The organism is Novosphingobium sp. TK46 (genome assembly GCF_055361525.1).
The window spans coordinates 1,188,067-1,204,432 of sequence record NZ_CM143963.1 but is presented as its reverse complement, the minus strand read 5'-3'; the positions used below and the strand labels follow the sequence as shown (position 1 = coordinate 1,204,432).

Annotated in this window: 14 protein-coding genes; 3 read left to right on the top strand and 11 right to left on the bottom strand. The window is 66.1% G+C overall.

What is annotated here, in order from left to right; translation table 11 throughout:
• Positions 1–49: 49 nt before the first annotated feature.
• From ACXJ1Z_RS05670 to ACXJ1Z_RS05655, 4 genes are all read right to left on the bottom strand, one after another.
• Positions 50–1,090, bottom strand: coding sequence for a serine hydrolase (locus ACXJ1Z_RS05670; RefSeq protein ID WP_463780187.1), 1,041 nt, complete (start codon positions 1,088–1,090; stop codon positions 50–52).
• Between the two features lie 182 nt (positions 1,091–1,272).
• On the bottom strand, positions 1,273–3,204 hold the full coding sequence (locus tag ACXJ1Z_RS05665) for a potassium transporter Kup (RefSeq protein WP_463780186.1): 1,932 nt from the start codon (positions 3,202–3,204) through the stop codon (positions 1,273–1,275).
• A 222-nt stretch (positions 3,205–3,426) separates the two neighbouring features.
• Positions 3,427–5,139 carry an amidohydrolase gene (locus ACXJ1Z_RS05660; RefSeq protein ID WP_463780185.1) on the bottom strand — a complete coding sequence of 571 codons (1,713 nt, stop codon included), beginning with the start codon at positions 5,137–5,139 and terminating at the stop codon, positions 3,427–3,429.
• An 89-nt stretch (positions 5,140–5,228) separates the two neighbouring features.
• Positions 5,229–6,128: an NAD(P)-dependent oxidoreductase gene (locus tag ACXJ1Z_RS05655; RefSeq protein WP_463780182.1), complete on the bottom strand. Its 900-nt coding sequence runs from the start codon at positions 6,126–6,128 to the stop codon at positions 5,229–5,231.
• A 79-nt stretch (positions 6,129–6,207) separates the two neighbouring features.
• Between ACXJ1Z_RS05655 and ACXJ1Z_RS05650 the strand changes: the two genes are divergently transcribed.
• Together ACXJ1Z_RS05650 and ACXJ1Z_RS05645 are read left to right on the top strand one after the other, a co-directional pair.
• Positions 6,208–7,524: a threonine ammonia-lyase gene (locus ACXJ1Z_RS05650; RefSeq protein WP_463780180.1), complete on the top strand. Its 1,317-nt coding sequence runs from the start codon at positions 6,208–6,210 to the stop codon at positions 7,522–7,524.
• 250 nt (positions 7,525–7,774) lie between these two features.
• Entirely contained in the window at positions 7,775–8,620 is an 846-nt protein-coding gene (locus ACXJ1Z_RS05645) for an arginyltransferase (RefSeq protein ID WP_463780178.1), read from the top strand.
• 22 nt (positions 8,621–8,642) lie between these two features.
• Here ACXJ1Z_RS05645 and ACXJ1Z_RS05640 read toward each other — a convergent pair whose 3' ends face one another.
• From ACXJ1Z_RS05640 to ACXJ1Z_RS05610, 7 genes are all read right to left on the bottom strand, one after another.
• Complete coding sequence (locus ACXJ1Z_RS05640) at positions 8,643–9,971, bottom strand: M1 family aminopeptidase (RefSeq protein ID WP_463780177.1); 1,329 nt, start codon at positions 9,969–9,971, stop codon at positions 8,643–8,645.
• Between the two features lie 59 nt (positions 9,972–10,030).
• The gene (locus ACXJ1Z_RS05635) at positions 10,031–10,387 is read right to left on the bottom strand and encodes a hypothetical protein (RefSeq protein ID WP_463780175.1); all 357 of its coding nucleotides are present in this window, start codon (positions 10,385–10,387) and stop codon (positions 10,031–10,033) included.
• Between the two features lie 106 nt (positions 10,388–10,493).
• Positions 10,494–11,903, bottom strand: a complete 1,410-nt coding sequence (gene glnA / locus ACXJ1Z_RS05630) for a type I glutamate--ammonia ligase (RefSeq protein ID WP_463780174.1) — start codon at positions 11,901–11,903, stop codon at positions 10,494–10,496.
• A gap of 105 nt (positions 11,904–12,008) precedes the next feature.
• Positions 12,009–12,347 (bottom strand): P-II family nitrogen regulator, encoded by a 339-nt coding sequence (locus tag ACXJ1Z_RS05625; RefSeq protein WP_463780172.1) that lies wholly within the window; start codon positions 12,345–12,347, stop codon positions 12,009–12,011.
• 279 nt (positions 12,348–12,626) lie between these two features.
• Positions 12,627–13,565, bottom strand: coding sequence for an N-acetyl-gamma-glutamyl-phosphate reductase (argC, locus tag ACXJ1Z_RS05620; protein ID WP_463780171.1), 939 nt, complete (start codon positions 13,563–13,565; stop codon positions 12,627–12,629).
• Positions 13,562–13,915, bottom strand: a complete 354-nt coding sequence (locus ACXJ1Z_RS05615; RefSeq protein WP_463780170.1) for an SH3 domain-containing protein — start codon at positions 13,913–13,915, stop codon at positions 13,562–13,564. The genes argC and ACXJ1Z_RS05615 overlap by 4 nt, the downstream gene beginning before the upstream one ends.
• A 119-nt stretch (positions 13,916–14,034) precedes the next feature.
• Entirely contained in the window at positions 14,035–15,414 is a 1,380-nt protein-coding gene (locus ACXJ1Z_RS05610) for a leucyl aminopeptidase family protein (protein WP_463780168.1), read from the bottom strand.
• Between the two features lie 47 nt (positions 15,415–15,461).
• Between ACXJ1Z_RS05610 and ACXJ1Z_RS05605 the strand changes: the two genes are divergently transcribed.
• A complete protein-coding gene (locus tag ACXJ1Z_RS05605; protein WP_463780166.1) occupies positions 15,462–16,322 on the top strand; it encodes a DUF4163 domain-containing protein in 861 nt (286 codons plus the stop codon).
• The last annotated feature ends 44 nt before the right edge of the window (positions 16,323–16,366 follow it).

Genomic DNA, 16,366 nt, shown 5'->3' with positions numbered 1-16,366 from the left:
GTGGGCGCAACTCGATTCGCAACGATTGGCGGCTCGCTGGCGGTACTGCTCAGCGTGCGGCGGTGTGGCCGTAGAGGGCGGGCTGGCTGGTGTAGCCCTGGAACAATGCGCGGGCGATGCTGGCGATACGGCCTTCGCGATTCACGCGGTTGCCCTGGCCGGTGACGTAGATGGCGACGGCATAGGCGTGGCCATCCGGCGCCTGGATGATGCCGACGTCGCTCGACGTGTTGCTGAGCGAACCGGTCTTGTGCAGCACCGTGGTGCCGCTGGGCAGCAGCGCCGGGATACGGCGCTTGCCGGTGACGCAGCGGCCCATCGCGCCAAGCAGGACGTCGCGGCTCGATCCGCTCAACATCTGGCCACTGTAGATCTGCGAGAGCAGACGCACCATCGCCAAGGGCGTGGCGCTGTCGCGGGTGTCGATCACGGTCGCGGGATTGACCGCGCCGTCATCACGCACCAGCGTGGCGATATCGCGATCGATGTGCCAGTCGGACACGCCGGCGCGGCGCACCCAATCGTTGACCGCACGCGGGCCGCCCACGACCTTCAGCAAGGCGTCGGTGGCGTAATTGTTGGAACGGGTGAGCATCAATTCGATCAGGCTTCGCGCACTCATGTACGAGCCCGGGCGCACCGGGGCGACGGCGCTGGAAAACCGGGCCGAGGGCACCGGCATCATCAGCGGGAATTCGCTGCTGAGGGTCCAGCGCCCTTGATCGACGCCTTCGAGGAAGGTTGCAGCGATCGCGATCTTGCTGGTGCTGGCCATGGGGAAGCGTTGATCGCCCAGAACGTCGATCGTGCGGCCCGTCGCAAGGTCGAGCGCCGCGACGCCGATGCGGCCCTGCGATGCCTCGGCCAGGCTGGCCAATTGCTGCTCGAAACCAGGCAGGTAGCGGCGCTGCGACTGGAGCGGGGCGGCGGGTTGCAGCGGGGTGGCGGGCTGCATCCTCGTGCCGAGCAGGCTGTCGAACGCGCTTTGCACCTCGCCGATGCCACCGCTGTCCAGACTGCCTGCATGTGAGGGCGCGAGCGGCATGAGCACGGCGGTAGCCGCCATCACGATCCGGTAGAATCGGTTCATAACAATCCTGTTTGCCCCCACGGCGTAGCCCACAATATGGCCCGCGACCTTTCTGAAAAGGTTAACGAACCTGCTGCGAAACGCCACTGACAAGCGACGAACCGCTGATTTCTTGCGCCAATTGCCGGAACGGTCTCGTTTGCACGAGAATTTCGCGGTGTTGGATCAGTCGGGGGAGCCGGTCAGATCGCGTATTGCGCGCCCAGTTCGATCACCCGGTTGTGCGGTATGCGATAGTAATCGGTGGGATCGGCGGCGTTGCGGTAGAGCGCGAGGAACAGGAAATCCTGCCACAGCGGCATGCCGACATCGGCGCTCATCGCGAAGTTGTTGCGGCCGATGAAGAAGCTTGCGCGGTCGACGCCGGGGATGCGCTCCGCCGCCGCGATCAGGTCCTCGCGCACGGAGGGCGTTTCCATGAAGCCGTAACGCAGCAGCAGGCGGCAGAAGTTCTCGTCGACAGGTACGATCTCCAGCCGATCGGCCGGATCGCAAGTGGGGCGGCGCAAGGTGCGGATCGTCGCGACGTAGTTGCGCCTGTGCAGGACGTGATTGTGCTTGATGTTGTGCAGCAGCGCGTGCGGCGTCAGGTCGTTGCGGGCGGTGAGGAAGATCGCGACGCCCTCGACCCTGGCGGGAGGGCGAGCGGCGAGGCTGCGGGCCATGTCGACGAGCGGGATCGCGCCTTCATCCTCCAACGAGGCGATATAGCGGCGGCCCCGGTTCCAGGTTAGGATGACGATCAGGATCATCGCTCCGACCAGCAATGGCACCCAACCGCCTTCGATCACCCGCAGGCTGTTGGCGCCGAAGAACAGCAGGTCGATCGTGATGAACGGAAGGATCAGCGCGATTGCCGCAGGGGCGCTCCATTTCCAGCGACGGCGCAGGACAAGGTACGCGAGGCAGCAGGTCACCACCATCGTGCCGGTCACCGCGATACCATAGGCAGCGGCCATCGCCGACGAATTGCGGAAGCCCAGCGCCAGGATGAACACCCCCGCCAGCAGCATCCAGTTCACCGCGCCGATGTAGATCTGTCCCGAATGCCCGGCCGAGGTTTGGCGGATGTTGAGGCGCGGGAGCAAGCCCAGCTGGATCGCCTGCTGGGTGAGCGAGAAGGCCCCGGTGATGACGGCCTGGCTGGCGATGATGGAGGCCGCGGCGGCAAGCAGCACCATCGGCAGACGCACCGCCGGCGGGATCATCAGGAAGAACCAGTCCTGATTGTGAAACACCTTGCCGCTGGCTTCGGCCATGTCCAGCGCGTGGATCGCGAAGGCGCCCTGACCCAAATAGTTGAGCGTGAGCGCCGGAAAGACGAGCGCGAACCAGGCCAGCCGGATCGGCAGCCTGCCAAAGTGACCCATGTCGGCGGTGAGCGCTTCCGCTCCGGTGACGGTCAGGAACACCGCGCCCAGCACGAACAGGCCCAGCACGCCGTGGTGGATGACGAACATCACCCCATGCCAAGGCAGCAGCGCGGCGAGGATGCCGGGGCCATCGGCGATGTGGATCGCGCCCAGTGCCGCCAGCGCCAGGAACCAGACGATGCAGATCGGGCCGAACAGCTTGGCGACCGATGCCGTTCCGCGCGATTGGGCCAGGAACAGGCCGGCCAGGATCACCAGGCTGATGACGAGGATGCGATGCTCGGTGAAGAACGGGCCGATGCCATGCAGCGAGCGCATGCCTTCGACCGCCGACAGCACGGTGAGCGCCGGGGTGATGATCGCGTCGCCATAGAACAGCGCCGCGCCGATCGCGCCCAGCACCAGCATGGTCCCGCCGATCCGCGCTTCCTTGCCGCTGGCCAGCGCCAGCAGCGCCAGTACGCCGCCTTCGCCTTCGTTGTCGGCGCGCATGAGGAACAGCACGTACTTGATGGTGACGATCAGGATCAGCGCCCATAGCATCAGGCTCATGACGCCGAGGATTTCCTCGCGGACCAGGCCGTCGGATGCGGCCTGGGCCAGCGCCTCGCGAAAGGCATAGAGCGGGCTGGTGCCGATATCGCCGAACACCACCCCGATCGCGCCGATCGTCAGTGGAATGACCGGGCCGTGCGGCTGGTGGTCGTTGGCCTCGGCATGCTCGTGCGCCGATGTCGCCATCGGGGTTGTGGCAGGATCGGCAGGTACAGACGCATTCGTCATCGTGACACGCCCCGTATGGAACAGCCCCTGCGAGATCGCGGGCGGCGCGCTTTACGCTTCCTGCATCGCCGTGCAAGCGGATTGATGGGACGCGAGACACCGCCCTCGTGGGCAAGGCGGATCATCTCGGCATCGACGCGTCGATACCGGCCCCGTGCTGCAAGGCCGGTCGCTTTTGGATCAACGCTTGTCGGTCGGCTTGGCGACCCCGCGCGCCGCGCTCCAGGCCTGCTGTCCGTTGATCCAGGTTTCCAGCACTTTGGTCTGCCGCAGCGCGTCGGGCGTCGCCGTCGACGGATCGCGGTCGACGAACAGGAAGTCCGCCTTTTGACCGAGCGCGATGCGGCCGAGCCGGTCCTCGGCGAACATCGCATAGGCCGCACCGGCAGTGTAGGCTGTCAATGCCTGAGCCAGGGTCAGCCGTTCCTGCGGTTGCCATCCGCCAGCAGGCTGGCCATCGGCGCCCTGGCGGCTGATCGCGGCGGCGAGGCCGACGAAGGGCGTGGGCGGCTCGACCGGCGTATCCGATCCGAACGCCAGCGTGGCGCCGGTCGCGGCGATCGAGCGCCAGGCATAGGCTCCGGCAAGCCGGTCGGGGCCCAGTCGCGCCTCTGCCATGACCCGGTCGGACGGTTGGTGCTGTGGCTGCATCGAGGCGACGACGCCGAACTTGCCGAACCGGGCGATGTCGGCGGGCGCGACGATCTGCGCATGTTCGATCCGCCAGCGCCGGTCCCCCTTGTAGGTGTCAGAGAGCTGTTCGATCGTATCCAGGACGGTCTCGTTGGCCTTGTCGCCGATAGCGTGGACGGCCACCTGGAAGTTGTCGATCGCGGCGCGGCTCATCAGGTTACCCAACTGAGTCTCGTTCATCATCGGCAGGCCGGAGGTGTCGGGGGCATCGGTATAGGGCGCCTTGAGCCACGCTCCGCGCGAACCCAGCGCACCATCTAGATAGAGCTTCACGCCCTGCAGCTTGAGGCGGTCGTCATAGAGCCACTGCGTCGGCTTGGGCCCGCCGATCAGCGCCATCGCATCGACGCCCCTGGCGTAGGAGACAATCCGCACGCGAAGGTTGCCCGCATCGGCGGCGCGGCGATAGGTCTGCCAGTCCTCGATCGTGGTGCCCATGTCCGCCATTGCGGTGACCCCCTGTCGCAGGAATTCCAGCTGCGCCTCGCCGAAGGCGGTATCGCGATCGGACGGACGCGGCGCCGGAACCTTGGCATGGACCAGCTCCTTGGCGGCATCGATCAGCACACCGGCGGGCTTGCGGCTGCCGGCGAGGCGCTCGATGTGGCCGCCGGTGGGATCCGGCGTGGCCTCGGTCACCTTGGCGGCATTCAGGGCGGCGCTGTTGACCCAGGCGGCGTGGCCATCGACGCGCGACAGATACGTTGGCTTGCCCCCCGTCGCCCGATCGAGTTCCGCCGCCGTGGGCATGCGGTCCAGCCCCCAGTTCGCCTGGTTCCAGCCGCCGCCCTCGATCCAGGCGCGGTCCGGGTGCGCGGCGACATAGGCGGTGACCCGCGCCAACGCCTCGTCCAGCGAGCGCGCGGCAGACAGGTCGAGCGTCAGCTTGGAAAAGCCGGTTTCCATCACATGGACGTGCGCATCGATCATGCCCGGCACCACGACGCGGCGCTTGCCGTCTACCTTGTACGCCACCTGCTTGGGGCGCTTGTCCTTGTCGTGATAGACGGCGGCGATGCGCCCCTGCGCATCGATCAGCAGTCCGGTGAAGCGCTCCAGCCCGCCCTTGCCGTCGGGCGTGACGCCGATGACGTCGTCGACCAGGATGCCGGTCGGAGGCGGGGCCTTCGCCTGCGACGTCGTGGTGATCGCAAGGAAGGGCAGGAAGGCGCCGGTGACTGCAAGTCGCTTCAATGTCATGTGTTCTGCCTACGCCCTCAACTCATCATCCGCCGCGGGAATGACGAAGGTTCTTTCGCAATGTTCCAAGCCGGACGAAGCGGGATCGATCACTTCCCCCGGCGCGGCAGGCGCTTGATGATGGCGCTGGTGTCCAGCCGACCGCCGCCCATCGCCTGCACGTCGGCATAGAACTGGTTGATCAGCGCGGTCATCGGCAGCGACACGCCAAGGCCCCGTCCTTCGTCCATCGCCAGCCCCAGGTCCTTGCGCATCCAGTCGATCGCGAAGCCGAAGTCGAACTCGTCCGCGTTCATCGTCTTCCAGCGGTTGTCCATCTGCCACGATTGCGCCGCCCCGCCCGAGATCGCCTCGTAGGCGCGTTCCATGTCGAGGTGCGAGGCTTGGGCGAAGCGCACCGCCTCGGCCAGACTGGCGACGATGCCGGCGATGCAGATCTGGTTGGCCATCTTGGCGGTCTGTCCCGCGCCCGCCTTGCCGACGTGGACGATGCGTTGAGAGTAGGCCTCCATGACAGGCCGCGCCGCCTCGATCGCATCCTTACGCCCGCCGCACATCAGGGTGAGGGTGCCGTTCTCCGCGCCGATCTGCGATCCGGTCATCGGCGCATCGACGCAGTGGATCTGCAAGTCACGCGCCTCGACCGAGATCTGCCGCGCGATCCGCGCCGAGACGGTGGTGTGATCGACGAAGGCACCACCCTTGCGCAAGGTCTTGAACACCCCGCGCGGCCCCAGCACCACGTCGGCAAGGTCATCGTCGTTGCCCACGCAGGTGATGACGATGTCCGCGCCGTCCGCAGCGTCAGCGGGGCTGGTGGCGACTCGCACCGCCAGGTCCGGGTTCGCCTCATGCCAGGCATCGGTGCGCTGGGGCGAGCGGTTGTAGATCGTCAGCTGGTGACCGGCTTGCCCGATGTGTCGGGCGATCTCGCCTCCCATGACGCCCAGGCCAAGGAAGGACACTTTTCTGGCATCGCTCATGATCATACTCTTAGAGCGTGAGGCGCTTGCGTGGAAGCGCCCGCGTGGCTTTCCATCGTAGCCGGATTCGGGTAGCGCAGCGGTCATGGATCAAGCGCTGAAAGAGATCGCCGCGCAGCAAGCCGAGGAAGCCCTCGACGAGCCCGCGCTGACCGTCGAGGATATCCGGGCCGCTGCGGTGCGAATTCACGGCGCGGTGATCCGCACGCCGACGCTGCACAGCCGCACGCTCAGCCGCATCGTCGGCGCGGACGTGTGGCTCAAGTTCGAGAACCTGCAGTTCACCGCCGCCTACAAGGAGCGCGGCGCGCTGAACAAGCTGCTGACGCTGCCCGACAACGCCCGCACGCGCGGCGTGATCGCGGCGTCCGCCGGCAATCATGCGCAAGGGCTGGCCTATCATGCCGGCCGTCTCGGCATCCCGGCCACCATCGTCATGCCCAAGACGACCCCGATCGTGAAGGTCCAGCAGACGCGCGGCCATGGCGCCGAAGTCGTGCTCGATGGCGAGAACTTCGACGAGGCCTATGCCATCGCTCGCCGGATCGAGGGTGAGCGCGGCCTGATCTTCGTCCCCCCGTTCGACGATCGCGAGATCATGGCGGGGCAGGGCACGGTGGGGCTCGAGATGCTGGAGGACGTGCCCGAACTCGACACGATCGTCGTGCCGGTCGGTGGTGGCGGGCTGATCTCGGGCGTCGCGGTCGCGGCCAAGAGCATCAACCCCGATATCCGCGTCGTCGGCGTGCAGTCCAACCAGTACCCCGCGATGTACCTGCTGCACCGCAACCAGCCGGTCGCCGGCGGCGGCGACACCATCGCCGAGGGCATCGCGGTGAAGGAGCCCGGCCTGCTCACGCGCGCCGCGATCCTCAAGCACGTCGACGAGATCCGCGTGGTCTCGGAAACCCGGATCGAGGAGGCGATCTCGATGCTGCTCGATATCGAGAAGACCGTGGTCGAGGGGGCGGGCGCGGTCGGCCTCGCCACGCTGCTGCCGCTCAAGAACGGGGCGTTCCGGCCCGAGTTCATCGGCCGCAAGATCGGCGTGATCCTGACCGGCGGCAACATCGACCCGCGTTTCCTCGCCAACGTGATCCTGCGCAATCTCGCCCGCTCGGGCCGGATCGGCCGCATCGCGGTGCTGATGAGCGACAAGGTCGGCGAACTCGCCAAACTGGCCGAGATATTCACCCGCAACGATGCCAACATCATCGAGGTCTCGCACCAGCGGATCTTCGGCGTTCTGTCCGCCAAGGGCAGCGAGGTCGAGATCGAGTACGAGATCCGCGACAAGGACGCGCTCGAAGGACTGCTGAACGACCTGGACGAAGCGGGTTACACGTACGAGGTGATGACCATCTCCGGCAGGCGGCCGGGTCGCTCGATGCGCCCGCACTGATCGATCGGCCGCGCGGACGCGCGCAACCTCGCGTGCCGTCCGGACGTTGCCGAGGGGTATGCTGGACATGGAAACAGTCGCGCGCCGGACGGTCCAAACCGAGACAGTCCCGGCACGAAAGGTTCATCCCAGCGCAAGTTTACCGCAAGCCGCATCACTTTCGTGGTTAAAGCCCTTTCAACGCAACGGGTCGGCAGGCATATTCATGATACGCAGTTCAGCCGCATCTTAGAGAGGACCAGGCGCTCAAGTGACGGCTCCCGTTCGTTTTCCCCGTTTCTTCGTCACGAGCCCCGCGCCGTGCCCCTACCTGCCGGGTCGCAGCGAACGCAAGGTGTTCACCGAGCTCAAGGGCCCCCACGCCGACGCGCTGAACGATGCGCTGGGGCGGATCGGGTTCCGGCGCAGCCAGACGGTCGCCTATCGTCCCTCGTGCCTCGATTGCCAGGCCTGCGTCTCGGTGCGCGTGGTCGCGGGTGAATTTGCGGCATCCTCTACCCAGAAGCGCAACCTGAAGCGCAATGGCGATCTGGTGACGACGGTGTGCCGCGCATGGTCCACCAACGAGCAGTTCGAATTGCTTCAGCGCTATCTCGGCGTCCGCCATCCCGAAGGCGGGATGACCAGCATGGACGAAGTCGATTTCGCTGACATGGTCGAACATACGCCCGTCACCAGCTACATCATCGAATATCGCGAGCCGTCGCTGGACGGGGTGACGCCGGGCCGGCTCGTCGGTGCCTGCCTGACCGACAAGCAGTGCGATGGATTGTCGATGATCTACAGCTTCTACGACCCCGATCATGCCACGCGATCGGGGCTGGGCAATTACATCATCCTCGATCACATCCGCCGCGCGACCGATAGCGGGCTGGCCTATGTGTACCTGGGGTACTGGGTCGAAGGTTCGCCGCGGATGCAGTACAAAGTGCGCTACCGCCCGATGGAGCGCCTGACGCGCGGCGGCTGGCAACGCATCGACGAGGCCGAGCACGACCGCCTGATCGCCGCCGCCGCCAGCACGCCCAAGGGCGTCGGCGGCGAAGGTTCCGGCAAGGACGGGCTGGGTCTGGCGGAAGCCTGCAAGGCCGGCTGACCATCGGCGCCGCTGGCGCCGTTCAACGCACCGTGGGGCGATCGTCGCCGAAAACCCACGCGTCGAAAAGGGAGCGCAAGTCGCGGCCGCTGGTGGTTTCCATCGCCAGTTGCAGATCGATGCTGGTGACGATGCCGCCCGCATGGTCGCGGGTGTAGCGGCGCAGTCCGGCCCAGAACACGGCATCGCCCAGTTCGCTGCGCAGGTGGTCGAGGAACAGCGCGCCCTTGCCGTATTGCACCGCACGGCGCGTTCCGAGCGATGGATAGCGCCCACTCCATGCCAGCGGCTTGTCGAAGCCGAGTGCCCGCGCCTTGGCAAGCCTAGCCCGCGCTACGTCCAACTCGGCATCGTAGGCCGCCTGCCCATAGCGATGCTCCTTCCACGCTGCGGTCATGAACGTGGTGATCCCCTCGTTCAGCCAGAAATCCTTCAGCGTGGCACAGGTGACGAGGTTGCCCCACCACTGGTGGGCGAGTTCGTGCGCGATGGCCCAGTCCTGCGCCGGATCGCCGGCTTGGGCCGGCAAAGTCTCGGCGCCCAGAACGCTGTAGGTCGCGGCTTCCTGTGCCTCGTCGCCGGCCACCAGCACCTGGCTGTAATCAGCGGTGGGCAGGACGACGCCCGCCTTGTCGGTGAAGAAGCGCACGATTTCGGGTGTCGAGGCGAAGCGACGCTTCAAGGTGGCGGCATCGGCGGTATCGCCCAGGTACGACAGGGTCGCCGATCCGCTGCGGTCGCGGGTGCGCGTGAAGCGGCCGATCGCGAAGCCATAGAGGTAGGCTGAATAGGGCCGCGCGGTTTTCCAGCGCTGGACCTCGCTGCCATCCGGGCCGGGCCAGGCCGCGATCTTCTGGCCGACGGCGAGTGCATCCATGCCGGCGGGAACCGTCAGGTCGAGCGAGAACGCCGCCTTGTCACCAAATCGATCCTGCAGGCACACCATCCAGTCGCAGGCGAAATAGCTGGTATAGAGCGAGGTGGCCGATCCCGTGAACCCACGCGCCGGGCGGCCATGATACGACAGCGCCAACCGCACGATACGCCTGCGTCTGGCCGAATGGGGTAGTTCGAAGGTGAGAGCGTCCTGTGATCGCGCGTGCGCGACCGGCGATCCATCCAGCCTGGCGTCGTCGATGGTAAGCGCGTTGCTGGAGAAGTGCAGCCGCCGCACCTCGCTGCCGGTTATGCGCAGCGTGATCGTTTCTCGCCCGGAAACCGTCGCATTGCCGAGGTCCGGGGTGAGCGACAGGGCATAGCCGATGACGTCGAAACCGTCGCCGGGCTCATCGTTGGCAAACGCCGTTGGGGCCAGGGCCGCGATGATGATTGCGGCTGCCGGCGCGATCACGCGGCGTCCTATGCCGGAAGACTCCCTGACAGCACGATCGGGGTAAGCCGCCACCGGGCTCATTGATAGCGACGCGTCTTGTCGAAACCCTCGTTCGTCTTGGTCATCCTGGCGAGCTTTCTCAGGTAGCTGCGCACGTGTCGCTCGAACCGGATGTCGTCGTTTACGCCAGCGACGGGGTATTCGTCCTGGGCGATCAAGTCCTTGATGCGTGTGGCGAAGGCCGCCTGATCGTTCGTGCAGTCCGCGGACTTGAGCGTCTTGCAGACCCACTCTTCGGCGGCGGCGACATCGTATTCGTCACGCGCCTCGTATCCGCGGCGGTCGGCGGCGGTCTGGTCCAGTCGCGATGCCTCGAACCGGCTTTCGAGCCAGGTGCGAACGCGGGTACCATCCCAGGGTGCCGGATCGCTCATGGGTCTTCCTTTTGCACTTGGCATGCCCGCACCGGACTGGCGTGCCTGAAAACGAAAAGGGCGCCCGGATCGCTCCGGACGCCCCCCTCGGTGAACCGATAGAGGATCAGTTCGAGTAGTACATGTCGAATTCGACCGCCGATGGCGTGGTTTCCCAGCGCAGCACTTCGGGCCACTTGAGTTCGAGGTAGGCTTCGATCTGGTCTTCGGTGAACACGCCACCCTCGAGCAGGTAGGCGTTGTCGGCGGCCAGCGATTCCAGCGCTTCACGCAGCGAACCGCAGACGGTCGGCACTTCGGCGAGCTCGGCCGGCGGCAGATCGTACAGGTTCTTGTCCATGGCTTCGCCCGGGTGGATCTTGTTCTTGATCCCGTCGAGGCCAGCCATCAGCAGCGCGGAGTAGCACAGGTAAGGGTTCGCCATCGCGTCGGGGAAACGGAATTCCACGCGCTTGGCCTTGGCACCCGAACCGTAAGGGATGCGGCACGACGCCGAACGGTTGCGGGCCGAGTAGGCCAGCAGAACGGGGGCTTCGTAGCCCGGCACCAGGCGCTTGTAGCTGTTGGTGGTCGGGTTGGTGAAGGCGTTCAGCGACTTGGCGTGCTTGATGACGCCGCCGATGAAGTACAGGCACATGTCCGACAGACCGGCGTAGCCGTTGCCGGCGAACAGGGGGTTGCCCTTGTCCCAGATCGAGATGTGCGTGTGCATCCCCGATCCGTTGTCCTTCATGATCGGTTTGGGCATGAACGTCGCCGTCTTGCCGTATGCCTGCGCGACCATCCACACGACGTACTTGTAGATCTGCATGCGGTCGGCGGTGGTCACCAGCGTGCCGAAGGTCATGCCGAGCTCGTGCTGCGCGGCGGCGACTTCGTGGTGGTGCTTGTCGCACGGCAGACCCATTTCGAGCATGGTCGAGACCATCTCGGCACGGATATCGACCGAGCTGTCGACCGGAGCGACCGGGAAGTAGCCTCCCTTGGCACGCGGGCGGTGGGCCAGGTTGCCGGTGTCGTATTCCTTGTCGGTGTTGCCCGGCAGCTCGATGTCGTCGATCTTGAAGCCGTTGCCGTTGTAGCCGTCGTAGAACTTCACGTCGTCGAACATGAAGAACTCGGCCTCGGGGCCGACGTAGACGGTGTCGCCGAAACCGGCCGACTTGACGAACGCTTCGGCGCGCTTGGCGGTTGAGCGCGGATCGCGGCCGTACAGCTCACCGGTCGAAGGCTCGACGATGTCGCAGAACACGATCAGCATCGGCGTGGCCGAGAACGGATCGGTGTAGACCGAATCGAGGTCCAGCTTGAGGATCATGTCGGACTCGTTGATGGCCTTCCAGCCCTCGATCGAGGAGCCGTCGAACATCAGGCCGTCTTCCAGCTCGTCCTCGCCCAGAACGGTCGAAACCATGGTGAGGTGGTGCCAACGGCCCTTGGGATCGGTGAAGCGTAGATCGACCCACTCGATCTCTTCGTCCTTGATCCGCTTGAGGACGTCCTTTGCAGTAGCCATGAGAACTTATCTCCGAGTTGAACTCTTCCGATCCCCGAAAGAAGCTTGGTGGATATGGATCCTGAGGCGTCATCGGCCTCCCAGCCGCCACGCCCCGATGGAATCTTACAGTGCCGCGTCGTCGCGCTCGCCGGTCCGGATGCGCACCGCGGTCTCGATCGGCACGACGAAGATCTTGCCGTCGCCGATGCGGCCGGTCTGCGCGGCTTCGGCGATCGCCTCGACCACGCGATCGGCCAGGGCATCGGGCACGACGACCTCGAGCTTAACCTTGGGCAGGAAGTCGACGACGTACTCGGCGCCGCGATACAGTTCGGTATGGCCCTTCTGACGGCCAAAGCCCTTGGCCTCGGTAACGGTGATGCCCGAAACGCCGACTTCGTGCAGTGCTTCCTTCACTTCGTCGAGCTTGAAGGGCTTGATGATGGCTTCGATCTTTTTCACGCGTGTAAGGTTCCCCGCATTCGGCCGGTCCGCTTGCAATCGGCGGGCACTAGGACCTGATGCCCCGCGCGCGAGTCCATCAAGAATCGTGCCAGCACCGTTCGTCGGCGATAGGCTTATTGTGCAGACGCGAAAAGGCCCGAAACGCTAGATTTATTGCTCACCAGTTAAGCATCACGGTTCGCGACATCGTCTGAAACACGTCCTGCTGTTCAGAAATTAAGCAGGCGTGCCTTAATGTTGGGCACGCTCGCCTGCCAACTTCGCCAGCGGGCCGGATCAGAGCCTGAGACCGGCCGTCTCGTCGAGCCCGGCCATCAGGTTCAGGTTCTGCACCGCCGCGCCGCTGGCACCCTTGCCGAGATTGTCGAGAACGGCGGCAAGGCGCGCCTGAGACCCGTCCGCCGCAGCGAAAACATAAAGCTCGATCGAATCGACGGGGGGCATCGAAGCGCGCAGCACGATCTCGCCCGGCTGATCGTCGCGCACCTTGATCACCTGGCTGCCGCGATAGGCCTCGACCAGGCTGGCGAGAAGCGCATCGGGGGCGGCGACGGCCAGCGATCCGGACGCCTTCATCGCCGACAACTGCAGCGGCACTTCGACCAGCATGCCACGATGGGCCGGAATCACGGCAGGCGCGAACAGCGGCGTGACATCGAGGCCGACGTGGCGCTGCATCTCGGGGATGTGCTTGTGATTCATCGCCAGGCCATAGGCGCGATAGGCGATGTCGCGATCCGCCTCGAACTGGGCGATCATGGCCTTGCCGCCGCCCGAGTAGCCGGAAACGGCGTGGCAGATATAAGGCCAGTTCTTGGGTAGCAGCCCGGCGCCGACCAGCGGTGCGAGCAGGGCGATGAAGCCGGTCGGATAGCACCCGGGATTGCTGACGCGCCGCGCGGTCGCGACCGCCTCGCGCCCGATCACCTCGGGAAAGCCATAGGTCCAGCCGATCGCGGTGCGGTGCGCCGAGGACGCGTCGATCACGCGGACCCGCTCGTTGCGGATCATCGCGACGGCATCGCGCGCGGCATCGTCGGGCAGGCACAGGATCACGAAGTCGGCGTCGTTCAGCGCTTCGGACCGCGCGGTGTCGTCCTTGCGGCGCGCCTCGTCGAGAGTCACCAGCGTGAATTCGGACCGCCCCGCCAGCCGGTCGGCGATTTCCAGCCCGGTGGTGCCGGCGGCGCCGTCGATGAAGACCGTCGCGCTCATGCCAGCGGCTCCAGTTCTGCGTTGGCGATATAGCCGACCATGCCATCGTCCGCGAACTGGCCCCAGCTCCAGGCGCCGGCGATATCGAGCACGTCGAAGAGCGTGCCCGACGGGGCGGTGGCGATCACCTCGGCGCCGACGCGCGGGTGCGCCAGCAGCGATGCGGCGGTTTTCGTGCGATGAGCCATCGGCACGGCATAATGGGGCACGAAATAGCGTCCCGCCAGTTTGATATGCGCCAGATCCCCGCGCAAAGGCAGGCGGCTCGCGTCGGTCGGAGCATTGGGGCCACTAAGCGCAAGGTATCCCTCGGCAGCTTCGGTGCGCGTTGGGGAGAGCTCGAGCGGCAACTTGGCAATGTCTTTCGAACAGGGAACGGGCGAAACTGAATGGGCGCGCTTAGACGCGGTTGGGGCAGGGTGCAAGTTGTCGGCGCCGCCGCTTCGTCGCAAGGTGCAAGCCGGGCGCTTCAGCGATAGCGCTCCTCCAGCATCCGCCAGGCCGCGCGCAGGCCCAGCGCGTCGCCGCCCTTGGGGCGGCCGGGCTTGCCCGCAGGGCGCCAGGCGAAAGTGTCGAAGTGCGCCCAGTCGATGCCCTTGGCCACGAACCGGTCGAGGAACAGCGCGGCGGTGCTGGCGCCGGCAAAGCCGCTGGATCCGGCATTGTTGATGTCGGCGATGTCGGATTTCAGGAACTCGCGGTAGCCTTCGTAAAGCGGCAGGCGCCAGCATGGATCGTCCACCGCCAGTCCCGCATCCAGCAGGTCGCGCGCGGTCTCGTCGCGCCGGGTGAACAGCGCCGGCAGGTCGGGGCCGACCGCGACGCGCGCCGCGCCGGTCAGCGTGGCGAAGTCGATCAGCAGTTCGGGCTCGTCCTCGCTCGCGCGGGTGAGCGCGTCACCCAGCACCAGCCGGCCTTCGGCATCGGTGTTGCCGATCTCGACCGTGATCCCGGCGCGCGATCGCAGCACGTCGCCGGGGCGAAAGGCATTGCCCGCGATCGCGTTTTCCACAGCGGGGATCAGCAGGTGAAGGCGCACCGGCAGTCCGGTGCCCATGATCAGCTGCGCCAGCGCCAGTGCGTGCGCCGCGCCGCCCATGTCCTTCTTCATCAGCAGCATGCTCGAGCCGGGCTTGATGTCGAGCCCGCCCGAATCGAAGCAGACACCCTTGCCGACCACCGCGACGCGCGGATGTGAAGGATCGCCCCATTCCAGTTCGATCATCAGCGGCGCGTGGCTGCGCGCGGCGGCGCGACCCACCATGTGGACCATCGGGAACGCGCGCTCCAGCTGATCGCCGCGAGTCACGCGAAGCTGCGCGCCGTGCGCCTTGGCGAGCGCCTCGACGTGCGCTTCGATCTGTGCCGGACCCATGTCCTCGGCAGGCGTGTTGACCATGTCACGCACCAGCGCCGTGGCCTCGGCTTGCGCCAGTACCGCGGGGGTCGCCTTGGCATCGCTCGACAGCAGGACGCGTGGGCCCTCGCTGCCGGGCTCCGACAGATAGCGTTCGAACCGGTATTGCGCAGTCGCCCAGCCCAGCATCGCCGCGCCCGGCTCCCCGCCCGTGCAGCGATAGGTGCCGGCGGGCAAGCCGTCGCCCAGCTTCGCCAGGCACCATGGCGAGAGCTTCGCCACCTCGCCGACCCCGGCGACGACCGCCCAGCCATCACCATCGGGAACGATCACCCACGATCCGGCATCGCCCTTGAACTTGTGCGCGGCGAGGGCGGCGCGCTGGGGAACCGGGCGTTGCTTGAGGAATTCCTCAAGTCCGTCCTTGTCGACAAGGTGAATGGCGATAGCGGGCTGTCCCCGGTCGGGCTGGATCAATGGCTGATTGTTCATCGAGATCCGTCTAGACCCTGGCCGGCAAGCAGCGCGAGAGGAAAAGCATGCGTTCCAGTGCTCATCGGGGCCGTTCCGGTCTGACCAACGTCATGGCGGCAGCGATCGCGCTGATGGCGGCAGGCTGCGACAACACCAGCCCCGCCGCTCCCGACGGCGTCGCCAGCGATGCAGCGACCGTACCCGGCGGCCCCAAGATCCGCCGCGGCGCGCAGACGCAGGCCGTCGCCGTTCCGGCCAAGGGGCGCATGGTCGAGGTGAAGAACGACCTCTATGAATTCAGCTACAGCTATCCCGGCAAGGCGGCGGCGATCCCTGCGTTGAAGACGCTGCTCGACAAGCGGCTGGAAGCGGACCGCGCCGAGCTGGTCAAGAGCGCGAAGGCCGATCAGATCGAAGCGAAGCAGAACGACTATCCCTATCGCGCGCACAGTTCGAGCGCGACCTGGCAGGTGGTGACCGACCTGCCGCGCTGGCTGTCGCTTTCGGCCGAACTGTACGACTACAGTGGCGGCGCGCACGGGATGACGTTCTTCGACGGATTGCTGTGGGACCGCGACCAGGGCCTGGCGCGTGAGGCCGCCGACCTGTTCATCAGCAAGGCGGCGCTGAGCAGCGTCCTGCGCGAACCCTTCTGCGCGGCGCTGGACAAGGAGCGTGCTAAGCGACGCGGTGCGCCGGTGAATCGCAACAGCGGCGACTCGTTCGACGAATGCATCGACCCCGCCGAGCACACGATCATCCTGGGGTCGTCCAATGGCCGCACGTTCGATCGCATCGGCGTGCTGGTCGAGCCCTATGCCGCCGGCTCCTATGCCGAGGGCACGTTCGACATCACGCTGCCGGTGACCTCGCGCATCCTGGGTTCGGTCAAGCCGGCCTACCAGAGTGCGTTCTCGATCAAGTAGCTGGCCGTCGGCTTGTGGCCTTGCGGGAGAGGACGCAGGCTCTC